The following is a 19,164-nucleotide window of genomic DNA, read 5'->3' as shown; positions in this document are numbered from 1 at the left end:
GGCCGCGCCCGGCCAGCCGCATCCATTTCCTGCATGTATTGACGAAGGAGGTTTCAGCTCATGCATTCCGCAGCCCAAGCCTATGCCAGGACGGCCCGCACGGGCCTGACCGGGCGAGCCCTCGAAGCCGCCCTCCTCCAGAGACTCGCCGGGGAGCTCGAGCGCGCCAGCGCGGGCGATATGGTCGACCCCTCGGCCTTCACCAGGGCGCTCCTCGACAACCGCCGCCTGTGGGCGATGTTCGCGAGCGACGCGACGGAAGCGGACTCCGTGCTTCCCGAGAAGCTGCGGATGGACATCGCCGCCTGCACGGCCTTCGTTCTGAGGCAGACCCACCTCGCCATGATCGACCCGCGCCCGTCCACGGTGGCGCCCCTCATGAACCTGAACAGGACGGTGGCCGAGGGGCTGGCGGCGCAGGTCACCAATCCGGCCGGGCCAGCGCCTGACGCGGCCGGGGTGGCACGCTCGGCCTGACCAAGCGACTTAAGCCCGGCGGCGGCGGTGACGCCGCCGCTGCCGCCTTCTATGCTCCCGCCGCGAAGAAACGCAGTGGAGCAGTGATTCGATGGCCCTGAAGGTCGAGCTCAAGCCCAACGAGCGCATCATCGTCGGCAACGTCGTCATCAGGAACGGCGAACACAGGGCCCGCTTCTTCATCGAGGGTCACGCGCCCATCCTGCGCGAGAAGGATATCCTCACCGCGGAGACGGCGGACACGCCGGCGAAGAGGATTTATCTGGCCGTACAGCTGATGTACTTGGCCGACGACATCTCGAAACATCATGACGTATACTTCGAACTCGTAAGAGATTTCATTAACGCCGTACCGAGCTCTTCTGCGCTCATCGCGGAAGTGAATAACCGAATTTTAAGTGGGGATCTCTACAAAGCGCTCAAGGCCGCAAAAGCCGTAATCGAGTACGAGACGGGTCTCCTTACCCATGCACAGGGCAGCTAGCGCCTACGCCTCCGCCTCAAAGGCCACCCTCTCCGGCCGCGATCTCGAAGCCTCTCTCCTGCTGAAATCGGCCGCGAAACTCCAGGCGCTGCACGACGATTTCGAGCGCCGCCGCGACGAGCTGGACGAGGCGCTCGCCTATAACCGCAAGCTCTGGACGGTCCTCGCATCGGCGGTGGCGGACGACGCCAACCCGCTGCCCGCGCCGATCAAGAAGAACCTCGGCACGCTCGCCGTCTTCATCTTCAAGCAGTCGCTGGCGCTGCAGATCGAGCCGAAGCCCGAGGGCCTGCGCCCGCTCGTCAACATCAACCGCGACATCGCCGCCGGCCTGCGCGCCCAGGCTGCCTGACGACGGCCAGGGCGAGCCGCGAAGGCGCGGCTCACATCCTCGCTCATCCCAGATAGTTCACCAGCGACAGCTTCGAGAGCATCGAGGTGACCTGGTAGCTCGCCTGCAGCTGTGTCTGCAGGGCCAGCACCGCGGCCGCCGATTCCTCCGGAGTGGCCTTCTCGATCCCGTCGAGAGTGTCCTCCAGCGTCTTGCGGGTGGCGGCGTTCTGGGCCTTGGCGGTGGTCACGGTGCCCGCGCCGAGCCCGATCGAGGCCTGGATATCGGTCGTGCCGGTCTTGCCCGCGCTGAGCAGGCCGGTGACGCGGCCGGAGAGATCCTGCCACTGCGTCGCCGTCGCAGCCGGATCCATCGAGGCCATGGCGCCGAAGGCCGCCATGAGGCTGGCCGGCCCGTCCTCGTTGGCCTGCGCGCCAAGCTGCGCCGTCAGCGTGTCGCCCAGCCGGTAGAGCGCCGCCGAGCGCGCATTCGCCGTCGCCCCTGGATCTCCCTGGTACCACTGGGCGGTATTGCCTCCCGCGACGCGGACAGGCGTCGTCGCGGTGAAGAAGTCCGTGGCCGTGAATTTCGTCGAGGCTGCCCGCAGCGAGGTGTCGGCGGTGGTGTTGACGGCGCCCTGGAGAGCCGCCTGCAGGTTGGCGGCCGTGTCGGCCGTCGTTGCGCCGATCGCGAAGGGAATGTCTCCGGCCGCCGGCGTGCTGCCCGCGGTCCCGGCCACCAGCCGGAGCGTCTTGCTGGTGCCGTCGGGCAGCCCCAGCGACACCGTCACGGCTTCCCCGGGAACAGGCTGGTTGTTGACGGTGATCGCGTAGGGCCCCGTTCCGGTCACGCCGATATTGGTCGACCCGGTGACGGAGTTGATCGCGAAGCCCCAGGTCGAGGCGTCATGGGCCAGGGACACCACGTTTGTGCCGCCCGTGTTGCTGGCGGTCACATGCCCGTCGCCGGCGCCGAGGTCGGCCGTCACCCGCTCTGTCACGAGTGTGCGCAGCCCGTCGCGCTGCACACCGGTGTCGTCGACATAGCCGTTCAGGATCTTGTCTGCGCTCAGGACGGGACCCTGGTTGTCCTTGCGGCCGCCATAGAGGCGGCGCCCGGCGACATCGGTGTTGAGCAGGTCGACGAGTTCCTGGAGGCGATTCTCGCCGTCCTGGCGGGGGGAGAGCTTGCCGCTGCCACTCACGCCATAGCCACCCGACATGATGTTGGAGAGCACCTCCTGCGCGCTCTTTCCCATGCGCGTGAGCGTCTGGTCGAACATCTTCACCCGGGTGGTGGCATCGGTCACGTTGGCGTCGTAGCCGTCAAGGGCCGAGAGGGTCTGCCGCAGGTCGACGCTGCGCCAGCGGTCGGGACCGAGCCCGGCATAGTCGTCGGACTTGAGCCCGGTCGACAGCCTGCGGCTCTGCTCCTCCATCTGGGAGCGCAGATCCGTCAGCCGCTGGGCCGTGTTGCGCACCGACAGGCTGTCCACCGAGTAGGAGCCGAGCGTGTAGAGTCCGGAGATCATGGCGGCGGTCCTCACATGCGCATCAGCAGGTCGAACATGTCCTTCACCGCGCTGACGAGGCGTGCATTGGCGGCATAGGCGTTCTGGACCTGGACGAGATTAGCCATTTCGGTGTCGATATTGACCCCGGAAGTCTCGGCAAAGCGGCTTTCGATGGAGGCCTGCACGACCTTCTGGCCATCGTCCATGCTCTTGGCAGCCGCGGCGTTCGAGGCCTGGGCCTCGATGGTGCGGGTCATGAAATCGCCGACAGTGCCGGTGAACGGCGCGCTGGCCTGGCCGATCCCCGTCGTCGCGGAGAAGGTGGCGGTGGCCTTCGTCAGGCGGTCGTAGAGCAGCGTCGGACGGGTGGGATCGCCGGCCAGGGTGGCATTGGCTCCGGTGGCATAGCGCACCAGCAGGGCCGGGTCGCTGACCACCTGCGGGTTGACCGCGATGCGGGCGGCGAAGCCGAGCTTCTGCGTGGCGCCGTCGAGCGAGCCCGTGAAGGCCTTGCCCGACGCTCCGTCCACAAAGAGCGGCAACTCCTTGCCCTTGTCGGTGGTCGCCGTGTTGGTGACCGAGGCCGACAGGCCGGTCAGTTGCGGGCCCGTCGTGGTGTCGTAGACGATGCGCAGCGTGTTGCCCGACATCGAGACCACGAGGCCGGCCGGGAGCGCGGCCTGGATCTGCGCGGCAATGGGGGTCGCCGAGCTGAAGTCCAGCTTGACGACGATGTCGTTCGGATCGGCCGTGGCGGAATTCGTCAGCGTGGTCGCCGCGCTGTCGGAGCGCATGAAGCTGAAGCGCTGGGCCGCGCCGCCGGGCGACGCCGTGGTATCGACGGTGATGACGTTTCCGGCCTGCAGGCCGGTGGTGTCGAGGTCGAGCCCGGCGGCGGGAGAAGTCAGGCCTGTGGTGGCGGTGGACGAAACGGGGGTATCGGACAGGGCGCGCGCCAGCGCCGCAGCCATCTCGTCGAGTTGGTCCTGCGCCTGCACCAGCACGGTGTCGCGCATGTCGATCAGACCGGCGATCTCGCCCGAGCGGATCAGCTTCTGCCCGATCGCGTCGATCGTGTTTCCCTGTCCATCGCGGATCGTGATCGTGCCGACGCCGCGTGCCGTCCCGGACGCGTAGAGGGCGTTGGGGCCGAGATTGCCGCGGGCATCGAACGACAGGCTCGCCGCCTGGCCGTTCTCATAGAGGCGCAGGCCGCCTTCCGTGGCGATGGAGACGGTCCCGTTGCCATTCTGGGTGACGCGCAGATCCATGAGCTTGGAAAGCTCGTTGATCGCGGCGTCACGCTGGTCGAGAAGCGCGGGATCGCGCCCTTGATTGCCGGCGATCCTCACATCGGTCGAAGCGACGACGGCCAGCAGGTCGTTGGCGCGGGAAACGTCGGCCGAGAGCGCCAGCTCCGTGTTGTTGCGCAGATCCTGGATGCCGTTGGAAGCGGAGTTGAGGCGTTGGGCGAGCGTCTGCGCAGCGGTCACCGCGCTGGCGCGCAGCACGCTGTCCGACGGGTTGGACGACAGGGCCTGCAGGCTCTTGGTGAAGCTGTTGAAGGTGGCGTCGAGCGCGCCGGCACTGCCGGGCGTGCCGAGCAGCTTCTGGATCTGGTCGGTATAGCCGGCCTTGACCGCCGAATAGCCGCTGCCTGCCGTCTCGGTCCTGAGCTCGCGCTGCAGGATCGTGTCGAGCAGGCGCTGCACGCCGGCGACGCGGACGCCGCCCGCCGTGCCGTTTCCGGCAGTCTCGATCAGCGTGGCCTGGCGGCGCGAATAGCCGGTGGTGCCGGCATTCGCGACGTTGCCGGAAATGATCTCCATCTGCGTCTGCGTCGAGCGCAGGCCGGAGACGGCCGATGAGAGCGCACCGGACAGGCTACCCATGACACAAGCCTTTCACAGTGAGGAAACGGGAGGCGCGGAGCGCCTCACCGGATGATGTTGATGGCGTCCTGCAGCATCTGCTGCGCCGTCGTGACGACGCGCGTGTTGGCCGAATAGGCCTGCTGCGTGACGATCATCTTCGAGAACTCCTGCGCGATGTCGGTGTTGGAGCCTTCCAGCGATCCGCCCTCGAGCGTGGTGCCATTGGCGCCAAACAGCGGAGTTCCCGACTCCAGCGTCTCCTCGAAGGCGCTGCCGCTCATCCGCTTCAGCATGTTCGGTGCGTTGAACTGGGCGAGCGCGACCTGCCCGAGCGCCTTCACCTGGCCGTTCGAGTAGCTGGCCATGATGCGCCCGTCGCTCTCGATCGAAACGGAGTCGAGCACGCCCGCCGGATAGCCGTCCTGGTTCAGTGTGCTGACCTTGGCGGTACCGTTGACGTCCGAGTACTGGGTGAGCTGGCCCTGCGTCACGTCCATCGTGACCGTGCCGAGGCCACGCGAGCTCATGTCGATGCTCAGTGCGCTGGTCGGCGAGGTCAGCTGGCCGGCATTGTTGAACACCATGGTGCCCGCCAGCGTCCAGGTGGAGTTGCCGACCGTCGTGCCCGGGGTCGAATTGTAATACATGCCCCAGGTGTTGGCGCCGGTGCCGGCATTGGTGGCCACCTTGGCCCAGCGAACCTCCACGTCGACCGGCTGGCCCAGCGAGTCGTACATCGTGACCGTCTGGCCGGACACGGAGTTCGACGAGAAGGAGGTTGCGTCTGGCGTGGTGGCCGGGCCGACCGTCGCCGGCGGCGTGCCAGCAGCCGCTGCCCAGATGTCCGAACCGGGTGTCGCAGGATCGTAATTGGGCGTCTTCGGCGTGGACGGCAGGTTGGCGACGTAGTTCAGCGTGGTCGAAGCCTTCGCCGGGACCAGGTCGTTGCTGACCTTCAGCACGTCCGGTGTGCCCGCCGTGACATTGCCCGACACAGGGTCGATCGGGTAGCCGACGAGGTAGTAGCCTGCCCCGTTGACCAGGTACCCGCTCTTGTCGACCTCGAAGTCGCCGCGGCGCGTGTAGGCATTCTTCGCAGAGAAGGTCGGGACGCCGCCGGCATAGTCCGTCCGGTCGCGGACCGCGACGAACCCAGGCCCGTTCAGCGCGAAGTTGGTGGAGACACCCGTCGAGGTGATCGTGCCGGTGAGGCCGTTCGTCGCCCGGGAAAACGCCGAGACCGAGCCTCCGACCTGCTGGCGGAGGGGATAGTCCGGCACCATGTCCTGGAAGCTCGTGTCCACCCGCTTGTAGCCGGTGGTCTGCGAGTTCGCGATGTTGTCCGCAATATTCTCGAGGGCATAGGACTGGGCCGACAGGCCCGTCACCGAATTCACCATCGCGCCGAAGATACTCATGGCGGCTCACCTTTTTCCCTGTTCGGGGCGCCCCGTCCTTGAGGGCAACCCGCGTGGCTTCGTGCCAACGATGGCGCAAAGCCCGTGCCAGAGAGATTTCTGAGCAAAAACAATGAGTAAACAAAGGATTCATCATGCCGCGACGGAAGATTCGGCCCGTCCCTCCGGTTGCAGGGGCAAAAATTGCCGCACCTGAGTTGTGCCTCAGGCTCAGCGGATGATGTTGATCGTGTCCTGCAGGAGCTGCTGCGCGGCGCTGATCACCCTCGTATTGGCCGAGTAGGCCTGCTGCGAGACGATGAGCTTCGTGAACTCCTCCGCCACGTCGGTGTTGGAGCCTTCCAGCGACCCGGAGATGAAGCTCACGTCGGCGGCTCCGTAGAGCGGCACGCCGGATTCCGAGGTTGCCGAGAAGGTGCCGCCGCTTTCCCGCCTGAGCATGTTCGGGGCGTTGAACTGGGCCGTGGCGATCTGCCCGACGGCGAGAGCGCGCCCGTTGGAGAACTGCGCCATCACCCGGCCGTCCTCACTGACCTCAACTCCCGTCAGGTCGCCCGAGGCGTAGCCGTCCTGCTCCGTCGCGCCGACGCGCGCCGTTCCGCTGTCGAGTGCGTATTGATTCACGCGCCCGCCCGTGAGGTCGAGCGAGATCGTCCCAAGGCCGCGGCTCGCCATGTTGATGTCGACAGGCGCGAGCGGCGCGGTGAGCTTGCCTGTGGCATCGAAGGTGACCGTGGCCGCTCGCGTCCATTGCGCCTCGGCGACGCTGCCGGCAGGCGCGCTGTCGACATACATCGCCCATGTATTGCCGCCCGCGGCGGATTCGAGCTTGGTCCAGCGAACCTGGACGTCCTTCGGCGTGCCGACACCGTCGTAGAGCCGAACGGACTGGCCGGAGATCGAGTTCTGAGCGAAGGACGCCGATTCCGCCGAGTTGGCGGCGATCACATTGGGGCCGGTGTACGGCCCGCCAGCGGGAACCCGCCCGAGCGCCCAGGTATCCGAGTTGGGCGTGGTGCTGGAGTAGCTGCTGGTGGCGGGGGTGACCGGCAGCGTCGCCTGGTAGGCCATGCGCGTGCTCGCCCGGGCCGGGAGCTGGGTGACGTTCATCGACATGACTTCGGGCGCACCCGTCGAGGTGATGCCTGTCGCCGGGTCGATGGCATAGCCCATGAGGTAATTGCCGGCTCCGTTCACGAGGTAGCCGTTCCGGTCGACGGCGAAGTCGCCGCGCCGGGTGAACTGGGTCGAGCCGTCGAACACCGGTCGTCCATTGGACGAGCCGACGGCGCGTCGAACGGCGACGAAGCCGTTGCCATCCAGGGCGAAGTTGGTGCCGACGCCCGAGTTGCTGGTCGAGCCGGAGAGGGTCAGCGTCCCGCGCGAGAAGGCCGAAACGGACCCGCCACTCTGCATGCGGAGCGGCGCGGACATCACCATGTCCATGAAGCTCGTGTCGACCCGCTTGTAGCCGTTCGTCTGGGAGTTCGCGATGTTGTCCGAGATGTTCTCGATCGCGTAGGACTGCGCCCTCATTCCGGTGACCGCCGTCACCATGGCCGTGAAGATACTCATCTGCGCACCTGTCTGTTCTGGACGGCGGCGCCCTCCTGGGCGCCCCTCGGCAGATGATGCGCAGCAACCTCGGTGCCAGCGAATTCAGCAGCAAAATCAGCTTACACAACAGTAAGTTGCGGAAAGAAGCTCCAGTTGCAGGGCGTCAGCGGGAAATCTTTGCCGCGCTATCCTTCTCGAAGAGGAACCCGGCCACGTCCTTCAGCCCGGGCTGGGGCTCGGCCACAAAGGGCAGCGGACGGCATACCGCGATGGCCGAGATCCCCACGCGTGCCGTCAGGAGGCCGTTCAGGACGCCCTCGCCCAAGCGGGCGGAGAGCCGCGCGGCAATGCCGTGGCCCAGGACCTGCTGCACGAGGCTGTCGCCGACGGCCATGCCGCCCGTCACCGCGAGATGAGCCGCCACGCCCCGCAGGACCCTAAGGAATCCGAGGAAGCCGGGCCGTCCGCCATAGATCTCCGAGATGCGGCGGATCAGCCGGATCGCCTGTGCGGCAACGAAGGCGACGTCGATAATGGCCCGCGGCGAAATGGCCGTGACCACCGAGACGCGTTTGGCGGCCGCCGCGACGGCGGCCCGCGCCTCGCGATCCAGCGTCTGCATCAGCTCGCGCTCGGCAAGGCGGACGAGGTCGGCCCCGTCAATAATGTCGGACGTCGTCTCCTCCAGCCGCGCGCGAGCCCGCGCGGTATCCGGACGGCCCGAATAGAGCGAATGCAGCTCGGCCAGGACCGCCCTGCCCGCCTTCCGGTCGTCGCTGGCAAGCACCAGCTCGGCGCGCTGCTTGAGCGCCGCGATGGCCCGGGCGCGCAGGATCGCGCGGATCTCTCGGCCTGCCAGCACGAGCATCGCCAGCACCGCCAGCGCAGCGAGCACCATCGCGATGGCGCCGAGGATCGGCTGGTCCTGCAGCAGACCGAGAATGAAGTTCTCCAGCGCGGTGCCCAGCCAGAGCAGGACCAGGCCGAACAGCGAGCCCGCGAGAACACCGCCCCAGCCCAGGATCCGGCGCCCCAGCGAAAGCTCCGCCTTGTGCGCGTCGCGGGCGTCGAGCGCCTCGGCATCCACCTCGAACACGTCTTCGGCTTCGGTCACGCTGACGCGCGCACGGACGCCCTCGGGCAGGGGGACCGAAGCCTGCGAAACCTCGATAGAGGGATCGTCGAGGCGGAAGACGCGGGGGCCCTCGCTCATGCTAGGCGGTCTCCAAGCAGGAATTCCAGGGCGCGGTCGAGACGGATGTGAGGCAGGACGCCCGGCGTACCGTCCGCGCCGCGGCTCGCCACCGGCGGGCGGAAGCGCACGAAGCGCAGCCGCGTCGCCTCGCTGCCGGCTTCGGCCAGCGCGACGGCGGGATCGGACGGCAGCTCGCCGGGAAACACCGCGGCTTCGGTCTCGCCGTCGAAAGTCTCGCCCGCGATCACCTCGCCGCGCAGTGGAATGCCGACGATGGCGTCGAACTGGCGCCTGCCCTCGCGTACATTGGCCTCCCGCGTGGCGCGAACCGAGGCGAGGGCTGCAACGTCGACGGTCGCGCCGAGCGCAGCCGCACGGTTGCGGGCCCGCTCGACCAGGAGCCCCAGCACCGCCTCGAGCCGGTCGTGGCTGGTATGGTGGAGGTGGTCGGCCTTCGTGGCTGCGAAGAGAACGCGGTCGATCCGCGGCCGGAACAGGCTGGCGATCAGCGAGTTGCGGCCCGTCCTGAAAGCCGAGAGCACGTCGTCCAGCGCGGTCTCGAGGTCCGCCACCGCTGCCGGCCCGGCATTCAGCGCCGTCAGCACGTCCGCCAGCACGATCTGCCGGTCGAGCCGCGCGAAGTGCTCCCGGAAGAAGGGCCTCACGACATGGCTGCGATAGGCGTCGTAGCGACGCTCCATCATGGCGGCAAGGCTGCCGGAGCGGATCTCCGCGCCATCGGGAAGGTCAAGCGGCGCGAAGGTGAGCGCAGGCGAGCCTTCAAGATCCCCCGGCATCAGGAACCGCCCGGGCGGCAGGGCCGAGTATGACAGCGGCTCGGCCCGCGCGGCCGCCAGCGACGCCTTGAACAGATCGGAGATGGTACGCGCGGTCGTCTCGTCTGCCTTGCCCGCCGGATCGAGCGCATGCGCGGCAGCAAGAAACTCACCTGCGACCGCTGCCCGCCCCGGGCGACGCGCCGCCGAGAGCGCATCGCGACACCATTGTGCGTAGGACTTGTCGAGCAGGCCGAGGTCGAGGAGCCACTCGCCGGGATAGTCGACGATGTCGAGCGTCAGGGTGCGCGGCCCAGAGAACCAGCTGCTCTTGCTCTCGAACGACAGGACCAGCCGCAATTCGGCGATCCGCCGCGTCGATTCCGGCCAGTGCCGCTCAGGCCCCGTCAGCGCCGCGAGGTGGTCCTCATAGGCGAAGCGCGGCACGGCATCGTCGGGCTGCGGCTCCAGCACCGAGCCCCGGATCCGTCCCTCCGACCACGCCCGGAACACCGGCAGCCGAGCCCCGCGCATCAGCGCGTGAACAAGGGCGGTGATGAACACCGTCTTGCCCGAGCGGGACAGGCCGGTGACGCCGAGACGCAGGGTCGGATGGCGGAACCCGGCAATCTGGTCGGCGAGCGAGCGGGCCGCGATGCGGGCGTCGTCGGCGAAGTCGAAGATGGGAGGCAACGCGGCAACGGGGCTCCGGGAAGGGCCTGCATCTAAGCATGGCGGCCCAGGATTGCGAGGGGATCGGATGGACAGTCAGGCATGAAGCGGCATGATGCTGGCATTACCGGGGGGTACACCATGCATTCCGCGAAGGTAGTTCGTATCGGAGCCGAACAATTCGTGCTCCTGCCCAAGGGCTTCTCAATCGACGCCGACGAGTTCGAGATCCTGCGACGGGGCGAGGAGATTATCCTTCGGCCGAAGCCGGCCAACTTGGCCCGCGCTTTCAAGCTGATGGCCGCTTTGCCCGCATTCGAGCGCGAGGACGAACCGCCGCAAGAGCGGGGAGAGCTAGGGCCCGTGCCCTGACTTCAGTCCGGCCCCTTGCCCGGGCAGACGAACCGGTCGAGCCGGCCGCCGCCATGGTCGACGTCGCCCCACTCCTCCACCGGAAAATCGATGACGGCGAAGGCGGAGGTCGGGAATTTCTCGCGCATCCGGGCGAAGGCGTAGCGGTCGCCGTGGCCGACCAGCGAGCGGGCGAGGTCGGATAGCCCGGGATTGTGGCCGACGAGCATGGCGGTGCGATGCTTCAGCGGCAGCGCGCGCACCAGCGACAGGAGGCGCGAGGCCGGGGCCTCGTAGATCCCCTCCTCCATGCGGACATCCGCTTCGGGCAGCGCGGCGGACACCTGCTCCCAGGTCTGCGCCGTCCGCCGCGCCGGGGACACCAGCACCACGTCCGGAAGCAGGTTCTCGGAGGCGAATTCCTTGCCCGCCGCCTGCGCATCGGACAGGCCGCGCGGCGCCAGCGTCCGCTCGAAATCGGGCGCCGCCCCATGCGGGATGGCCTTGGCGTGGCGAAGGATGATGAGGCGCTTCATGGCGGCAGGCTAGGACGCCCGCAGCAGGCGGGCAACCGGAAGCTGGAGGAGCCTCACCCCCGCCGCGTCATGAAGGCCAGCTTCTCGAACAGGTGCACGTCCTGCTCGTTCTTCAGCAGCGCCCCGTGCAGTGGCGGGATGAGCTTCCTTGCGTCGCGCTCGCGCAGGATATCAGGGCCGATGTCCTCGGCCATCAGCAGCTTCAGCCAGTCGAGCAGTTCGGAGGTGGAGGGCTTCTTCTTGAGGCCGGGCACCTCGCGCACCTCGAAGAAGAGGCGCAGCGCCTCGGCCACCAGCCGCTTCTTGATGCCGGGATAGTGCACCTCGACGATGCGCTCCATCGTCTCCTGGTCGGGGAAGCGGATGTAGTGGAAGAAGCAGCGGCGCAGGAAGGCGTCGGGCAGCTCTTTCTCATTGTTTGAGGTGATGATGACGATGGGGCGCCTCGCCGCGCGGACCGTCTCGCCGGTCTCGTAGACGTGGAACTCCATGCGGTCGAGTTCCAGCAGCAGATCGTTGGGAAATTCTATGTCGGCCTTGTCGATCTCGTCGATCAGCAGCACCGGCCGTTCCGGGCTCTCGAAGGCCTCCCAGAGCCTGCCCTTGCGGATGTAGTTGGCGATGTCGGACACTCGGGGGTCGCCGAGCTGGCTGTCGCGGAGGCGAGATACGGCGTCGTACTCGTAGAGGCCCTGGGCAGCCTTGGTGGTCGACTTCACATGCCAGGTGAGAAGAGGAGCGCCGAGACCGCGCGCGATCTCCTCGGCCAGCACCGTCTTGCCCGTGCCGGGCTCTCCCTTCACCAGCAGCGGCCGTTCGAGAACGACGGCGGCGTTCACGGCGATGGCGAGGTCGTCTGTGGCGACGTAGGTATCCGTGCCGGAAAAGCGCATCATCTGTCCCGCGGTGGCGACAGGGGCAAACTAGGCACCCGTGCGCAACGCGGCAAGCCGCGGAGCGCGGGTCTTCAGACCCGCTGGTGTCCGTCGCGGGCCGGCTGTGCGTCTGAAGACGCGTGGTCCGCTGCAGGGCTTTCGGCCCCGAGCCACCGCAACACGCCCTCACCCGCCGCCCGGCCGGTGGCGAAGCAGGCCTGCAGCAGGTAGCCGCCGGTCGGGGCCTCCCAGTCCAGCATCTCTCCGGCGACGAAGGTGCCGGGCCGCTTGCGCAGCATGAAGTGTGGATCCACCTCGGCGAGTGCGACCCCTCCCGCCGTGGAGATGGCGTGGTCGAGCGGCCGCATGGCCGTGACCTGCAGGCCAACGGCCTTGATGCGCGCCGCTAGCCCGCCGGGGTCGCGCGGCGGCGGCGCGGAACCGTCCTCCCGCAGGAGGCCGATCGCGGCGGGCGACAGCTTCAGCGCCTTGCGCAACCCCGTCGACAGCGAATGGCGGGACGGGATCACGGCAAGGCGGGCGGCAAGCTGCTCCAGGGTCGCGTCGGGACGCAGGTCGACATCGAGGCGGACTGGCCCTCCCCGCTCGATGGCCCGGCGCAGGCCAGCCGACAGGGCGTAGATCGCCCCGCCCTCCAGCCCCTGGGCCGTCACCACCGCCTCGCCGCGCACGCGCCGGCCGTCATGCGTGAAGGCGGCCGGCTTCAATGGCTCGCCGGCGAAGCGCTCACGGAAGCTCTGCGACCACGCGATCTCGACGCCGACGTTCGACGGCCCGAGCGGCGTGACCTGTACACCGCACCCCTCGATGACGCCCGTCCAGCCGCCGTCGGAGCCCAGCCGCGGCCAGCTCGCGCCACCCAGGGCGAGGACACAGGCTGCGGCCTCGATCCGGCGCTCTTCCCCGCCGGCGTGCCGGAACAGCAGCGCCCCTGTGTCATCCCACCCCGTCCACCGCGCTCCGGTCGAAACGCCGACGCCGAGCGCGTCGAGGCGCCGCAGCCACGCCCGCAACAGGGGCGAGGCCTTCATGGCCCTGGGGAAGACGCGCCCGCTGGACCCGACGAACGTCTCTTGCCCCAGACCTTCGCACCAGGCCCGGAGATCGCCGGGCGGGAACTCCCGAACGGACGGGGCCAACGCCTCGCCGGCTGCGCCGTAACGGCCCAGAAACGCGTCCAGCGGCTCGGTATGGGTGAGGTTCAGGCCCCCACGTCCGGCCATCAGCAGCTTGCGGCCCAGGCTCGGCATGTGGTCGTAGACCACCACGCGCAGGGCGCCGGCGGCCGCTCCGGCCGCGACCGTCTCGGCCGCCATCAGCCCCGCGGGACCGCCCCCGATGATGGCGACGAGCGGCGGGGCGGCTGGGGCGCTGGTCGGATCGGAGGCCATGCCGGCGACGTAGCCCGGCCGCCGCTCTGCGGCAAGGCGCCACCGCGAGGATTGTGCCTCGATCAAACTTTCGCGCGTGTCGTGCGTATTCTTCCCGGAAAGGTGGCTGTCGTCCACCCATGGGTTCAGGAGAACCACCATGTCTGTGAACGAAAACCGGGGGTGGCTAGCGTTCCTCAGCCGCCCTGCCCTGCTGGCCGGACTGGCGCTGGCGCTCTGCACGGGCGCTGCATCGGCGGCCGGCGTCCCGGCCGGAGCGGCGCGCGGCGTTACGGAAGCCGCCCCCGCTCTGGTCGATACCGTTGCCGCCAAGAAGCACGTCAAGAAGAAGAAGCACGCAACCGTGCACAAGAAGAAGCGGCGGCATGTCGTCTATCGCCAGGGCCGGCGTGTCGTCGTGTATGATTATCCGCCCGTCTACGCCTACCCGGCGCCGGTCTACGACGACTATGGGCCGTCCTATTATGGCGGAGGTTATCCGGCCTATGGCTATGGATACGGATATCGCCACAACTATCGCAACGGCTACTACGGAAATCGCAACTACGGAAACCGCTACTACGGCAACCGCAACTACCAGCGCTACGGCGAGCGGGACGGCCTCGTTGGCGGCCGGGATGGACGCGTTGGCGGCCGGAACTACAGCTTCGGTGGCCGGGACGGACTGGTTGGCGGCCGTGATGGCCGCATCGGCGGCCGCGATGGACTGATCGGCGGCCGTGACGGCCGCAATGGCGGGCGTGACGGACTCGTGGGCGGACGCGATGGCCGGAACGGCGGGCGCGACGGCCGGAACGGTGGTGGCCGGAACGGGGTCATCTGGCCCCCGCAATAGGTGACAAGGGTGGCACCTGACTTGAATTCGCCAGGGTCCGGTGCCACCTGATCCCGTGAGGGAGATTGCAATGTTTCGCGCCAGCATCGTCGATCGCAGTGCCAGCGGGGTCCGCGTGACCACCGTGCCCGGCTGGGCCATCGGCCTCGGCGCGGTCGGCGCGGCGTTCATTGGCCTGGTCGTCCTGGTCCTGGGCGCCGGGCTCGCGCTTCTTCTCGCCCCCGTGGCGATCGGTGCGTTGCTGATCGCACGCTGGCGCCTGCGGCGCATGATGGCGGACATCGTGGCGCAGTCGCAGCAGCAACGGCGGCAGGCGGCACCCGACGGTGTCATCGACGTCGAGTACCGCGTCATCGACGACGCGGGAAAGCGCTGAGCCGGCCGCCGCTCACGCGTTGACCGCGCCGCGCCGGCCCGTCACCCTGCCCCGATGTTCCTGTCGTTTTTCGCCGAGCTCCGCCAGGCGCGGATCCCGGTTACCCTGCGCGAGTACCTGACGCTCCTCGAAGGGGTGGACAGGCAGGTCGCCGATATGTCGGTGGACGGCTTCTACCACCTCGCCCGCGTCTGCCTCGTCAAGGACGAGCAGAACCTCGACAAGTTCGACCGTGTCTTCGCCCAGGTCTTCAAGGGCATACTCTCGCCCGCTTCAGACAGCGACGCCGTGACGGCCGCAATCCCGGAAGAATGGCTGCGCAAGCTTGCCGAGCGCGTGCTGAGCGCCGAGGAACGGGACGCGCTCGAGAAGCTGGGCTGGGACAAGCTATGGGAAACCCTGCGCCAGCGCCTCGCCGAGCAACAGGGCCGGCACCAGGGCGGAAGCAAGTGGATCGGCACGGCCGGAACCTCCCCCTTCGGCGCGTATGGAACGAACCCGGAAGGCATCCGCATCGGCCAGGAGAAGGGCCGCAACTCCCGTGCCGTGAAAGTCTGGGACCGGCGCGAATTCCGCGACCTCGACGACGGCGTCGAACTCGGAACCCGAGCCATCAAGCTGGCGCTCCGCCGCCTTCGCCGCTTCGCCCGCACCGGCGCAGCCGACGAGCTCGATCTGGACGCCACCGTGCACGAGACCGCCAGCCATGGATGGCTCGACGTGCAGATGCGCCCCGAGCGGCGGAATGCCGTCAAGGTGCTGCTCTTCTTCGACATCGGCGGGTCGATGGACTGGCATGTCGGCCAGGTCGAGCAGCTCTTTTCCGCAGCCCGGGCCGAGTTCAAGCACATGGAGTGGTTCTACTTCCACAACTGCCTCTACGAGGGCGTCTGGAAGGAAAACCGGCGGCGCCGGGACGCGGTCACCCCGACCCTCGACGTGCTCCGCACCTACCCACCGGACTACCGGGTGGTCTTCGTCGGGGACGCCTCGATGAGCCCGTACGAGATCACACATCCCGGCGGATCGGTCGAACACTGGAACGAGGAGGCCGGCCAGGCCTGGCTGGAACGCGTCACACAGCGGTTTCCCCGGTGCGCCTGGATCAACCCCGTGCCAGAGGGCCAGTGGGGCTACACCTTCTCCATCGGCCTCGTTCGCCAGCTGATGGGCGGGCGCATGTTTCCCCTCACCCTCGCCGGCCTGGAAGGCGCGATGAAGGAGCTGGCGCGCTGAGCGAGCACGCCTACACGGTCCGCCCCAAGCCGCTCTCCGGCGAGGTGACCCTCGCGCTGGAGCCGGGGGCGCTGCGCGTCGAGCGCGCCGGGCGGACGGAGCGCATCCCCTACGCCGAGGTCCGCGCAGTCGCGCTGACTTACCGGCCCACCAACACGGCCGGCGGCGCCTACAGGGCGAGGATCGCCGCCGGGCGCAGGACGCTCACGGTCGAGAATCTGACCTGGAGCGGCTGGGGCCTCGCGGGGCGGCGGGACGGCGAGTACCGGGCGTTCGTGCTCGATCTCGTGTCGCGCGTGAAGGCGGCGAACCCGGCCGTCGTCCTGTCGCGCGGAGCGCATCCCGTCCGCTGGGCGGCGATCCTGCTGTTCGGGCTCGCCGCGGGGCTGGGCCTCGCCGCAGCGATCGCCGTCGCCGCGTGGCGGGGAACCTGGACAGCTGCGCTGCTGACCACCCTCCTGCTCGCCGCCTTCACGTGGCAGACCCACGCCCTGCTGGCCCGCAACCGCCCGGGTTCGTTCGATCCCCTTGCCGCCCCCCAGGGAGTCCTGCCGGAGGCCTAGGCCGGTGTCGGCCGCTGCGGTCCAGACTTGGCCCTCGTCTCAGGCCTTGGGCGACGTCGGCAGGCGCACGACGAGCACCGAGCACTCGGCATGCCGCACGATGGTGGAGGCGTTGGAGCCCAGCAGATAGGTCGCCATGCCGGGCCGGTGCGAGCCGACCACGATGAGGTCGGCGCCGATCTTCTTCTGCTCGGCGAGGACCTCGTTGTAGATCGACCCCATGCGGACGCTGGTCGAGACGCGGTCGGCGGGCAGGCCGATCCCGGCGGCCAGGTCCTTCAACTCTTTCTCGGCATCGGCCTGCTGCTCCTCGTCGAAGCTGGGCGGCACGTATTCCATGAAGGTGACGGGGAGGATGGACCGGACATAGACCAGCCCGAGCCTGGCCTCGCTCTGCTTCGCCAGCGCGACTGCCTTGTCGAGGGCGGGGCGGGACACGTCCATCTCGGCGAGATCGATGGGGACGAGGATCGTCTTGAACATGGAGGCTCTCCTGAACGGTGCGTACCGGACGCTAGGCCCGGCGCGGCGCAACGGCGTTGCGCCACGTCAAGCCCGGCGCCGACCGCGCGCTCAGACGGCCACGCCGAGCTTCTTTTGCAGGTTGGTCGACGACGTCGTGTACTGGAAGAGGAGTTTCTTCTCCGGGTACACGTACCGGTGGACCCGCTGCGCCGCCAGGGCGCCCTCGTGAAAGCCGGACAGGATGAGCTTGAGCTTGCCGGGATAGTGGTTGATATCGCCCACGGCGAAGATGCCGGGCGTGGAAGTCTCAAACTTTTCCGTGTCTACGGGGATAAGGTTCTCGTTCAGGTTGAGCCCCCAATCCGCGATCGGACCCAGCTTCATCGTCAGCCCGAAGAAGGGCAGCATGGCATCGCAGTCGACATGGAACGCAGCGCCGTCATTGCCCTTGCACTGCACTCCGGACAGGTGCCCGTCGGCTCCCTCCAGGCCAGTGACCTGGCCGATGCGAAGGTCCATGGCGCCGTCGGCGACCAGCTTGCGCATCTGCTCGACGCTATGGGGGGCGGCACGGAAGTCGTCGCGGCGATGCAGCAGCGTCACCCGGTCGGCGAGGGGCTGCAGGTTCAGCGTCCAGTCCAGCGCGCTGTCACCTCCCCCGACGATGAGGATCTTGCGGCCGCGGAACTGCTCCATCTTGCGCACGGCGTAGTGGACGCTGTGCTCCTCATAGGCCTCGATGCCTGCGATCGGCGGCTTCTTCGGCTGGAACGACCCGCCGCCCGCGGCCACGATCACCACCTTGCACTCGAAGACCGTCTCGGCGTCGGTCGTCACGCGGAACGCCGGCGCGTTCGGCGTCCCGAGGCTCTCCACGCCCGTCACCATCTGCGAAAGATGGAACGTCGGATGGAACGGCTCGATCTGCTTCATCAGATTGTCGATGAGCTCCATCCCGTTGACGATGGGAAAGCCGGGAATGTCGTAGATCGGCTTTTCCGGATAGAGCTCCGCACACTGCCCGCCGATCTTCGGCAGGATGTCGATGAGATGGGCCTTGATGTCGAGGAGGCCGAGCTCGAACACGGCAAAAAGGCCCACCGGCCCTGCCCCGATGATGACGACGTCAGTGCGGATTGTTTCGGTCATGGTCTGTGTCCAAGGGCCCGGCTCTCTCTGCCCGAGGAGGCCAGAGGACGCAAGTCGACGAGGGTCGCACCCCACCGGATGGTCCGCCGGAGAGCCAGCTTCCTATATCAACATTGCAGACGGGGAAATAGATAATATTCCCGTCTGGTCCCGTGTTTTGTGTGAACGTGGTTTCCGTCAGGCCTGGCGCTCGGGCGTGTGAACCACAAGTCCGTCCAACTCCTGCTTCACCCTGATCTGGCAGGACAGGCGCGAGTTCGGGCGGATGTCGTACGCGAAGTCGAGCATGTCCTCTTCCATCTGCGAGGGCTCGCCGACCTTCTGGCGCCATTCCTCGGCGACATAGACGTGGCAGGTGGCGCAGGCGCAGGCGCCGCCGCACTCAGCCTCGATCCCCGGAATGGAGTTGCGGACGGCATTTTCCATCACCGTCGAGCCGTTCTCGGCCTCGACGGTCCGCGCCGTACCCTGGTAGTCGACGAAAGTGATGGTGGTCATGGGTCGCCCGCTTGAAACCGGCCGCTTGCAGGGCCGGCGCCTTACTTAGGACAGAGACCGCGCCTTGGCGAGGGCCGCCGGCCTAGAGGCTGCCGGCTGCCGGAGTGCCTATGATGGCGGCAATCGCTGCGCGTGCCTCGGCCACGCTGGCGTGCAGCCCGGCCATGGCTTCCATCAGCTGGTCGTCCGATGCATCGGGCCCCAGCCGTTCGACGATCTCGGCCGCGGCGGCTACCCGCCAGGCCCCGACGGCGCGAGCGGATCCCTTCAGCTGGTGCGCCGCATCAACGCGCTGCGGAGCATGCGCCGCTTCCCGCAACACCTTCAGCACCGAGGCGGTCTGGTCCATGAACAGGCCAGCGACCTCGCGCTGAACCTCTTCGTCCCCCATCGTCTGGCGGGAAAGATGCGCGAGATCAAGGATTTCCGACCGTTCTTCGGGTGCAGACACGGCGCCGGGCCCTCTCATGATCAATTTCGCAACTTTCGCCAGCGATCCCGTCTGCAAGAACGAGACCGTGCGAATGAGGCACCTTCGTGGTTGCAGTGCACACACGCTATCAGCCGTTCG

21 protein-coding genes are annotated in these 19,164 nt (G+C 67.9%); 8 read left to right on the top strand and 13 right to left on the bottom strand.

What is annotated here, in order from left to right; translation table 11 throughout:
- Positions 1–60 precede the first annotated feature (60 nt).
- The 3 genes from AC5JCN_RS03925 to flaF all read left to right on the top strand — a co-directional run bounded on the left by AC5JCN_RS03925 (position 61) and on the right by flaF (position 1,313).
- The gene (locus tag AC5JCN_RS03925; RefSeq protein WP_495753690.1) at positions 61–477 is read left to right on the top strand and encodes a flagellar biosynthesis regulator FlaF; all 417 of its coding nucleotides are present in this window, start codon (positions 61–63) and stop codon (positions 475–477) included.
- Positions 478–568: 91 nt separating this feature from the next.
- Positions 569–961 carry a flagellar biosynthesis repressor FlbT gene (gene flbT / locus AC5JCN_RS03920; RefSeq protein ID WP_495753689.1) on the top strand — a complete coding sequence of 131 codons (393 nt, stop codon included), beginning with the start codon at positions 569–571 and terminating at the stop codon, positions 959–961.
- Positions 945–1,313: a flagellar biosynthesis regulator FlaF gene (gene flaF, locus AC5JCN_RS03915; protein WP_495753688.1), complete on the top strand. Its 369-nt coding sequence runs from the start codon at positions 945–947 to the stop codon at positions 1,311–1,313. Before flbT ends, flaF begins: the two co-directional genes overlap by 17 nt.
- A 43-nt stretch (positions 1,314–1,356) precedes the next feature.
- Here flaF and AC5JCN_RS03910 read toward each other — a convergent pair whose 3' ends face one another.
- The 6 genes from AC5JCN_RS03910 to AC5JCN_RS03885 form a co-directional block, all read right to left on the bottom strand.
- The gene (locus AC5JCN_RS03910; protein ID WP_495753687.1) at positions 1,357–2,823 is read right to left on the bottom strand and encodes a flagellin N-terminal helical domain-containing protein; all 1,467 of its coding nucleotides are present in this window, start codon (positions 2,821–2,823) and stop codon (positions 1,357–1,359) included.
- Between the two features lie 11 nt (positions 2,824–2,834).
- Positions 2,835–4,697 carry a flagellar hook-associated protein FlgK gene (gene flgK / locus AC5JCN_RS03905; protein ID WP_495753686.1) on the bottom strand — a complete coding sequence of 621 codons (1,863 nt, stop codon included), beginning with the start codon at positions 4,695–4,697 and terminating at the stop codon, positions 2,835–2,837.
- Between the two features lie 44 nt (positions 4,698–4,741).
- Entirely contained in the window at positions 4,742–6,097 is a 1,356-nt protein-coding gene (locus AC5JCN_RS03900; protein WP_495753685.1) for a flagellar hook protein FlgE, read from the bottom strand.
- A gap of 210 nt (positions 6,098–6,307) precedes the next feature.
- On the bottom strand, positions 6,308–7,672 hold the full coding sequence (locus AC5JCN_RS03895; protein ID WP_495753684.1) for a flagellar hook protein FlgE: 1,365 nt from the start codon (positions 7,670–7,672) through the stop codon (positions 6,308–6,310).
- Between the two features lie 145 nt (positions 7,673–7,817).
- Positions 7,818–8,867 (bottom strand): YcjF family protein, encoded by a 1,050-nt coding sequence (locus AC5JCN_RS03890; protein WP_495753683.1) that lies wholly within the window; start codon positions 8,865–8,867, stop codon positions 7,818–7,820.
- Positions 8,864–10,318, bottom strand: a complete 1,455-nt coding sequence (locus tag AC5JCN_RS03885; RefSeq protein ID WP_495753682.1) for a YcjX family GTP-binding protein — start codon at positions 10,316–10,318, stop codon at positions 8,864–8,866. The genes AC5JCN_RS03890 and AC5JCN_RS03885 overlap by 4 nt, the downstream gene beginning before the upstream one ends.
- An 81-nt stretch (positions 10,319–10,399) precedes the next feature.
- Between AC5JCN_RS03885 and AC5JCN_RS03880 the strand changes: the two genes are divergently transcribed.
- On the top strand, positions 10,400–10,669 hold the full coding sequence (locus AC5JCN_RS03880; RefSeq protein WP_495753681.1) for an antitoxin: 270 nt from the start codon (positions 10,400–10,402) through the stop codon (positions 10,667–10,669).
- Between the two features lie 2 nt (positions 10,670–10,671).
- On the opposite strand, the gene AC5JCN_RS03875 is transcribed toward AC5JCN_RS03880, so the two are convergent.
- The 3 genes from AC5JCN_RS03875 to AC5JCN_RS03865 all read right to left on the bottom strand — a co-directional run bounded on the left by AC5JCN_RS03875 (position 10,672) and on the right by AC5JCN_RS03865 (position 13,471).
- The gene (locus tag AC5JCN_RS03875) at positions 10,672–11,184 is read right to left on the bottom strand and encodes a SixA phosphatase family protein (protein ID WP_495753680.1); all 513 of its coding nucleotides are present in this window, start codon (positions 11,182–11,184) and stop codon (positions 10,672–10,674) included.
- Between the two features lie 53 nt (positions 11,185–11,237).
- The gene (locus tag AC5JCN_RS03870; protein WP_495753744.1) at positions 11,238–12,077 is read right to left on the bottom strand and encodes an AAA family ATPase; all 840 of its coding nucleotides are present in this window, start codon (positions 12,075–12,077) and stop codon (positions 11,238–11,240) included.
- Between the two features lie 74 nt (positions 12,078–12,151).
- The gene (locus AC5JCN_RS03865) at positions 12,152–13,471 is read right to left on the bottom strand and encodes a TIGR03862 family flavoprotein (protein WP_495753743.1); all 1,320 of its coding nucleotides are present in this window, start codon (positions 13,469–13,471) and stop codon (positions 12,152–12,154) included.
- A 139-nt stretch (positions 13,472–13,610) separates the two neighbouring features.
- On the opposite strand from AC5JCN_RS03865, the gene AC5JCN_RS03860 reads away from it, so the two are divergent.
- The 4 genes from AC5JCN_RS03860 (at position 13,611) to AC5JCN_RS03845 (ending at position 16,481) form a co-directional block, all read left to right on the top strand.
- On the top strand, positions 13,611–14,306 hold the full coding sequence (locus tag AC5JCN_RS03860) for a hypothetical protein (protein WP_495753679.1): 696 nt from the start codon (positions 13,611–13,613) through the stop codon (positions 14,304–14,306).
- A 70-nt stretch (positions 14,307–14,376) separates the two neighbouring features.
- Positions 14,377–14,682, top strand: a complete 306-nt coding sequence (locus tag AC5JCN_RS03855; protein ID WP_495753678.1) for a hypothetical protein — start codon at positions 14,377–14,379, stop codon at positions 14,680–14,682.
- Between the two features lie 54 nt (positions 14,683–14,736).
- Positions 14,737–15,918: a vWA domain-containing protein gene (locus tag AC5JCN_RS03850; protein ID WP_495753677.1), complete on the top strand. Its 1,182-nt coding sequence runs from the start codon at positions 14,737–14,739 to the stop codon at positions 15,916–15,918.
- 44 nt (positions 15,919–15,962) lie between these two features.
- Positions 15,963–16,481: a hypothetical protein gene (locus AC5JCN_RS03845; RefSeq protein ID WP_495753676.1), complete on the top strand. Its 519-nt coding sequence runs from the start codon at positions 15,963–15,965 to the stop codon at positions 16,479–16,481.
- A 39-nt stretch (positions 16,482–16,520) separates the two neighbouring features.
- Here the strand turns inward: AC5JCN_RS03845 and AC5JCN_RS03840 are convergent, their stop codons facing one another.
- The 4 genes from AC5JCN_RS03840 to AC5JCN_RS03825 form a co-directional block, all read right to left on the bottom strand.
- Positions 16,521–16,964 (bottom strand): universal stress protein, encoded by a 444-nt coding sequence (locus tag AC5JCN_RS03840; protein WP_495753675.1) that lies wholly within the window; start codon positions 16,962–16,964, stop codon positions 16,521–16,523.
- A 90-nt stretch (positions 16,965–17,054) separates the two neighbouring features.
- Positions 17,055–18,095, bottom strand: a complete 1,041-nt coding sequence (locus tag AC5JCN_RS03835) for an NAD(P)/FAD-dependent oxidoreductase (RefSeq protein WP_495753674.1) — start codon at positions 18,093–18,095, stop codon at positions 17,055–17,057.
- Between the two features lie 177 nt (positions 18,096–18,272).
- Positions 18,273–18,593, bottom strand: coding sequence for a 2Fe-2S iron-sulfur cluster-binding protein (locus AC5JCN_RS03830; RefSeq protein ID WP_495753673.1), 321 nt, complete (start codon positions 18,591–18,593; stop codon positions 18,273–18,275).
- Between the two features lie 82 nt (positions 18,594–18,675).
- Entirely contained in the window at positions 18,676–19,044 is a 369-nt protein-coding gene (locus AC5JCN_RS03825) for an Hpt domain-containing protein (RefSeq protein ID WP_495753672.1), read from the bottom strand.
- Positions 19,045–19,164: the final 120 nt, after the last annotated feature.

The organism is Alsobacter sp., assembly GCF_059501845.1.
This window is presented reverse-complemented; position numbering and strand designations above follow the sequence as displayed.

Excerpts from the sequence above, each read along its gene's own strand:
- AC5JCN_RS03925 (WP_495753690.1), top strand. The coding sequence starts at position 61 with ATGCATTCCGCAGCCCAAGCCTATGCCAGGACGGCCCGCACGGGCCTG.
- flbT (WP_495753689.1), top strand. The coding sequence starts at position 569 with ATGGCCCTGAAGGTCGAGCTCAAGCCCAACGAGCGCATCATCGTCGGC.
- flaF (WP_495753688.1), top strand. The coding sequence starts at position 945 with ATGCACAGGGCAGCTAGCGCCTACGCCTCCGCCTCAAAGGCCACCCTC.
- AC5JCN_RS03910 (WP_495753687.1), bottom strand. The coding sequence starts at position 2,823 with ATGATCTCCGGACTCTACACGCTCGGCTCCTACTCGGTGGACAGCCTG.
- flgK (WP_495753686.1), bottom strand. The coding sequence starts at position 4,697 with ATGGGTAGCCTGTCCGGTGCGCTCTCATCGGCCGTCTCCGGCCTGCGC.
- AC5JCN_RS03900 (WP_495753685.1), bottom strand. The coding sequence starts at position 6,097 with ATGAGTATCTTCGGCGCGATGGTGAATTCGGTGACGGGCCTGTCGGCC.
- AC5JCN_RS03895 (WP_495753684.1), bottom strand. The coding sequence starts at position 7,672 with ATGAGTATCTTCACGGCCATGGTGACGGCGGTCACCGGAATGAGGGCG.
- AC5JCN_RS03890 (WP_495753683.1), bottom strand. The coding sequence starts at position 8,867 with ATGAGCGAGGGCCCCCGCGTCTTCCGCCTCGACGATCCCTCTATCGAG.
- AC5JCN_RS03880 (WP_495753681.1), top strand. The coding sequence starts at position 10,400 with ATGAAGCGGCATGATGCTGGCATTACCGGGGGGTACACCATGCATTCC.
- AC5JCN_RS03875 (WP_495753680.1), bottom strand. The coding sequence starts at position 11,184 with ATGAAGCGCCTCATCATCCTTCGCCACGCCAAGGCCATCCCGCATGGG.
- AC5JCN_RS03870 (WP_495753744.1), bottom strand. The coding sequence starts at position 12,077 with ATGCGCTTTTCCGGCACGGATACCTACGTCGCCACAGACGACCTCGCC.
- AC5JCN_RS03865 (WP_495753743.1), bottom strand. The coding sequence starts at position 13,471 with ATGGCCTCCGATCCGACCAGCGCCCCAGCCGCCCCGCCGCTCGTCGCC.
- AC5JCN_RS03860 (WP_495753679.1), top strand. The coding sequence starts at position 13,611 with ATGTCTGTGAACGAAAACCGGGGGTGGCTAGCGTTCCTCAGCCGCCCT.
- AC5JCN_RS03855 (WP_495753678.1), top strand. The coding sequence starts at position 14,377 with ATGTTTCGCGCCAGCATCGTCGATCGCAGTGCCAGCGGGGTCCGCGTG.
- AC5JCN_RS03850 (WP_495753677.1), top strand. The coding sequence starts at position 14,737 with ATGTTCCTGTCGTTTTTCGCCGAGCTCCGCCAGGCGCGGATCCCGGTT.
- AC5JCN_RS03840 (WP_495753675.1), bottom strand. The coding sequence starts at position 16,964 with ATGTTCAAGACGATCCTCGTCCCCATCGATCTCGCCGAGATGGACGTG.
- AC5JCN_RS03835 (WP_495753674.1), bottom strand. The coding sequence starts at position 18,095 with ATGACCGAAACAATCCGCACTGACGTCGTCATCATCGGGGCAGGGCCG.
- AC5JCN_RS03830 (WP_495753673.1), bottom strand. The coding sequence starts at position 18,593 with ATGACCACCATCACTTTCGTCGACTACCAGGGTACGGCGCGGACCGTC.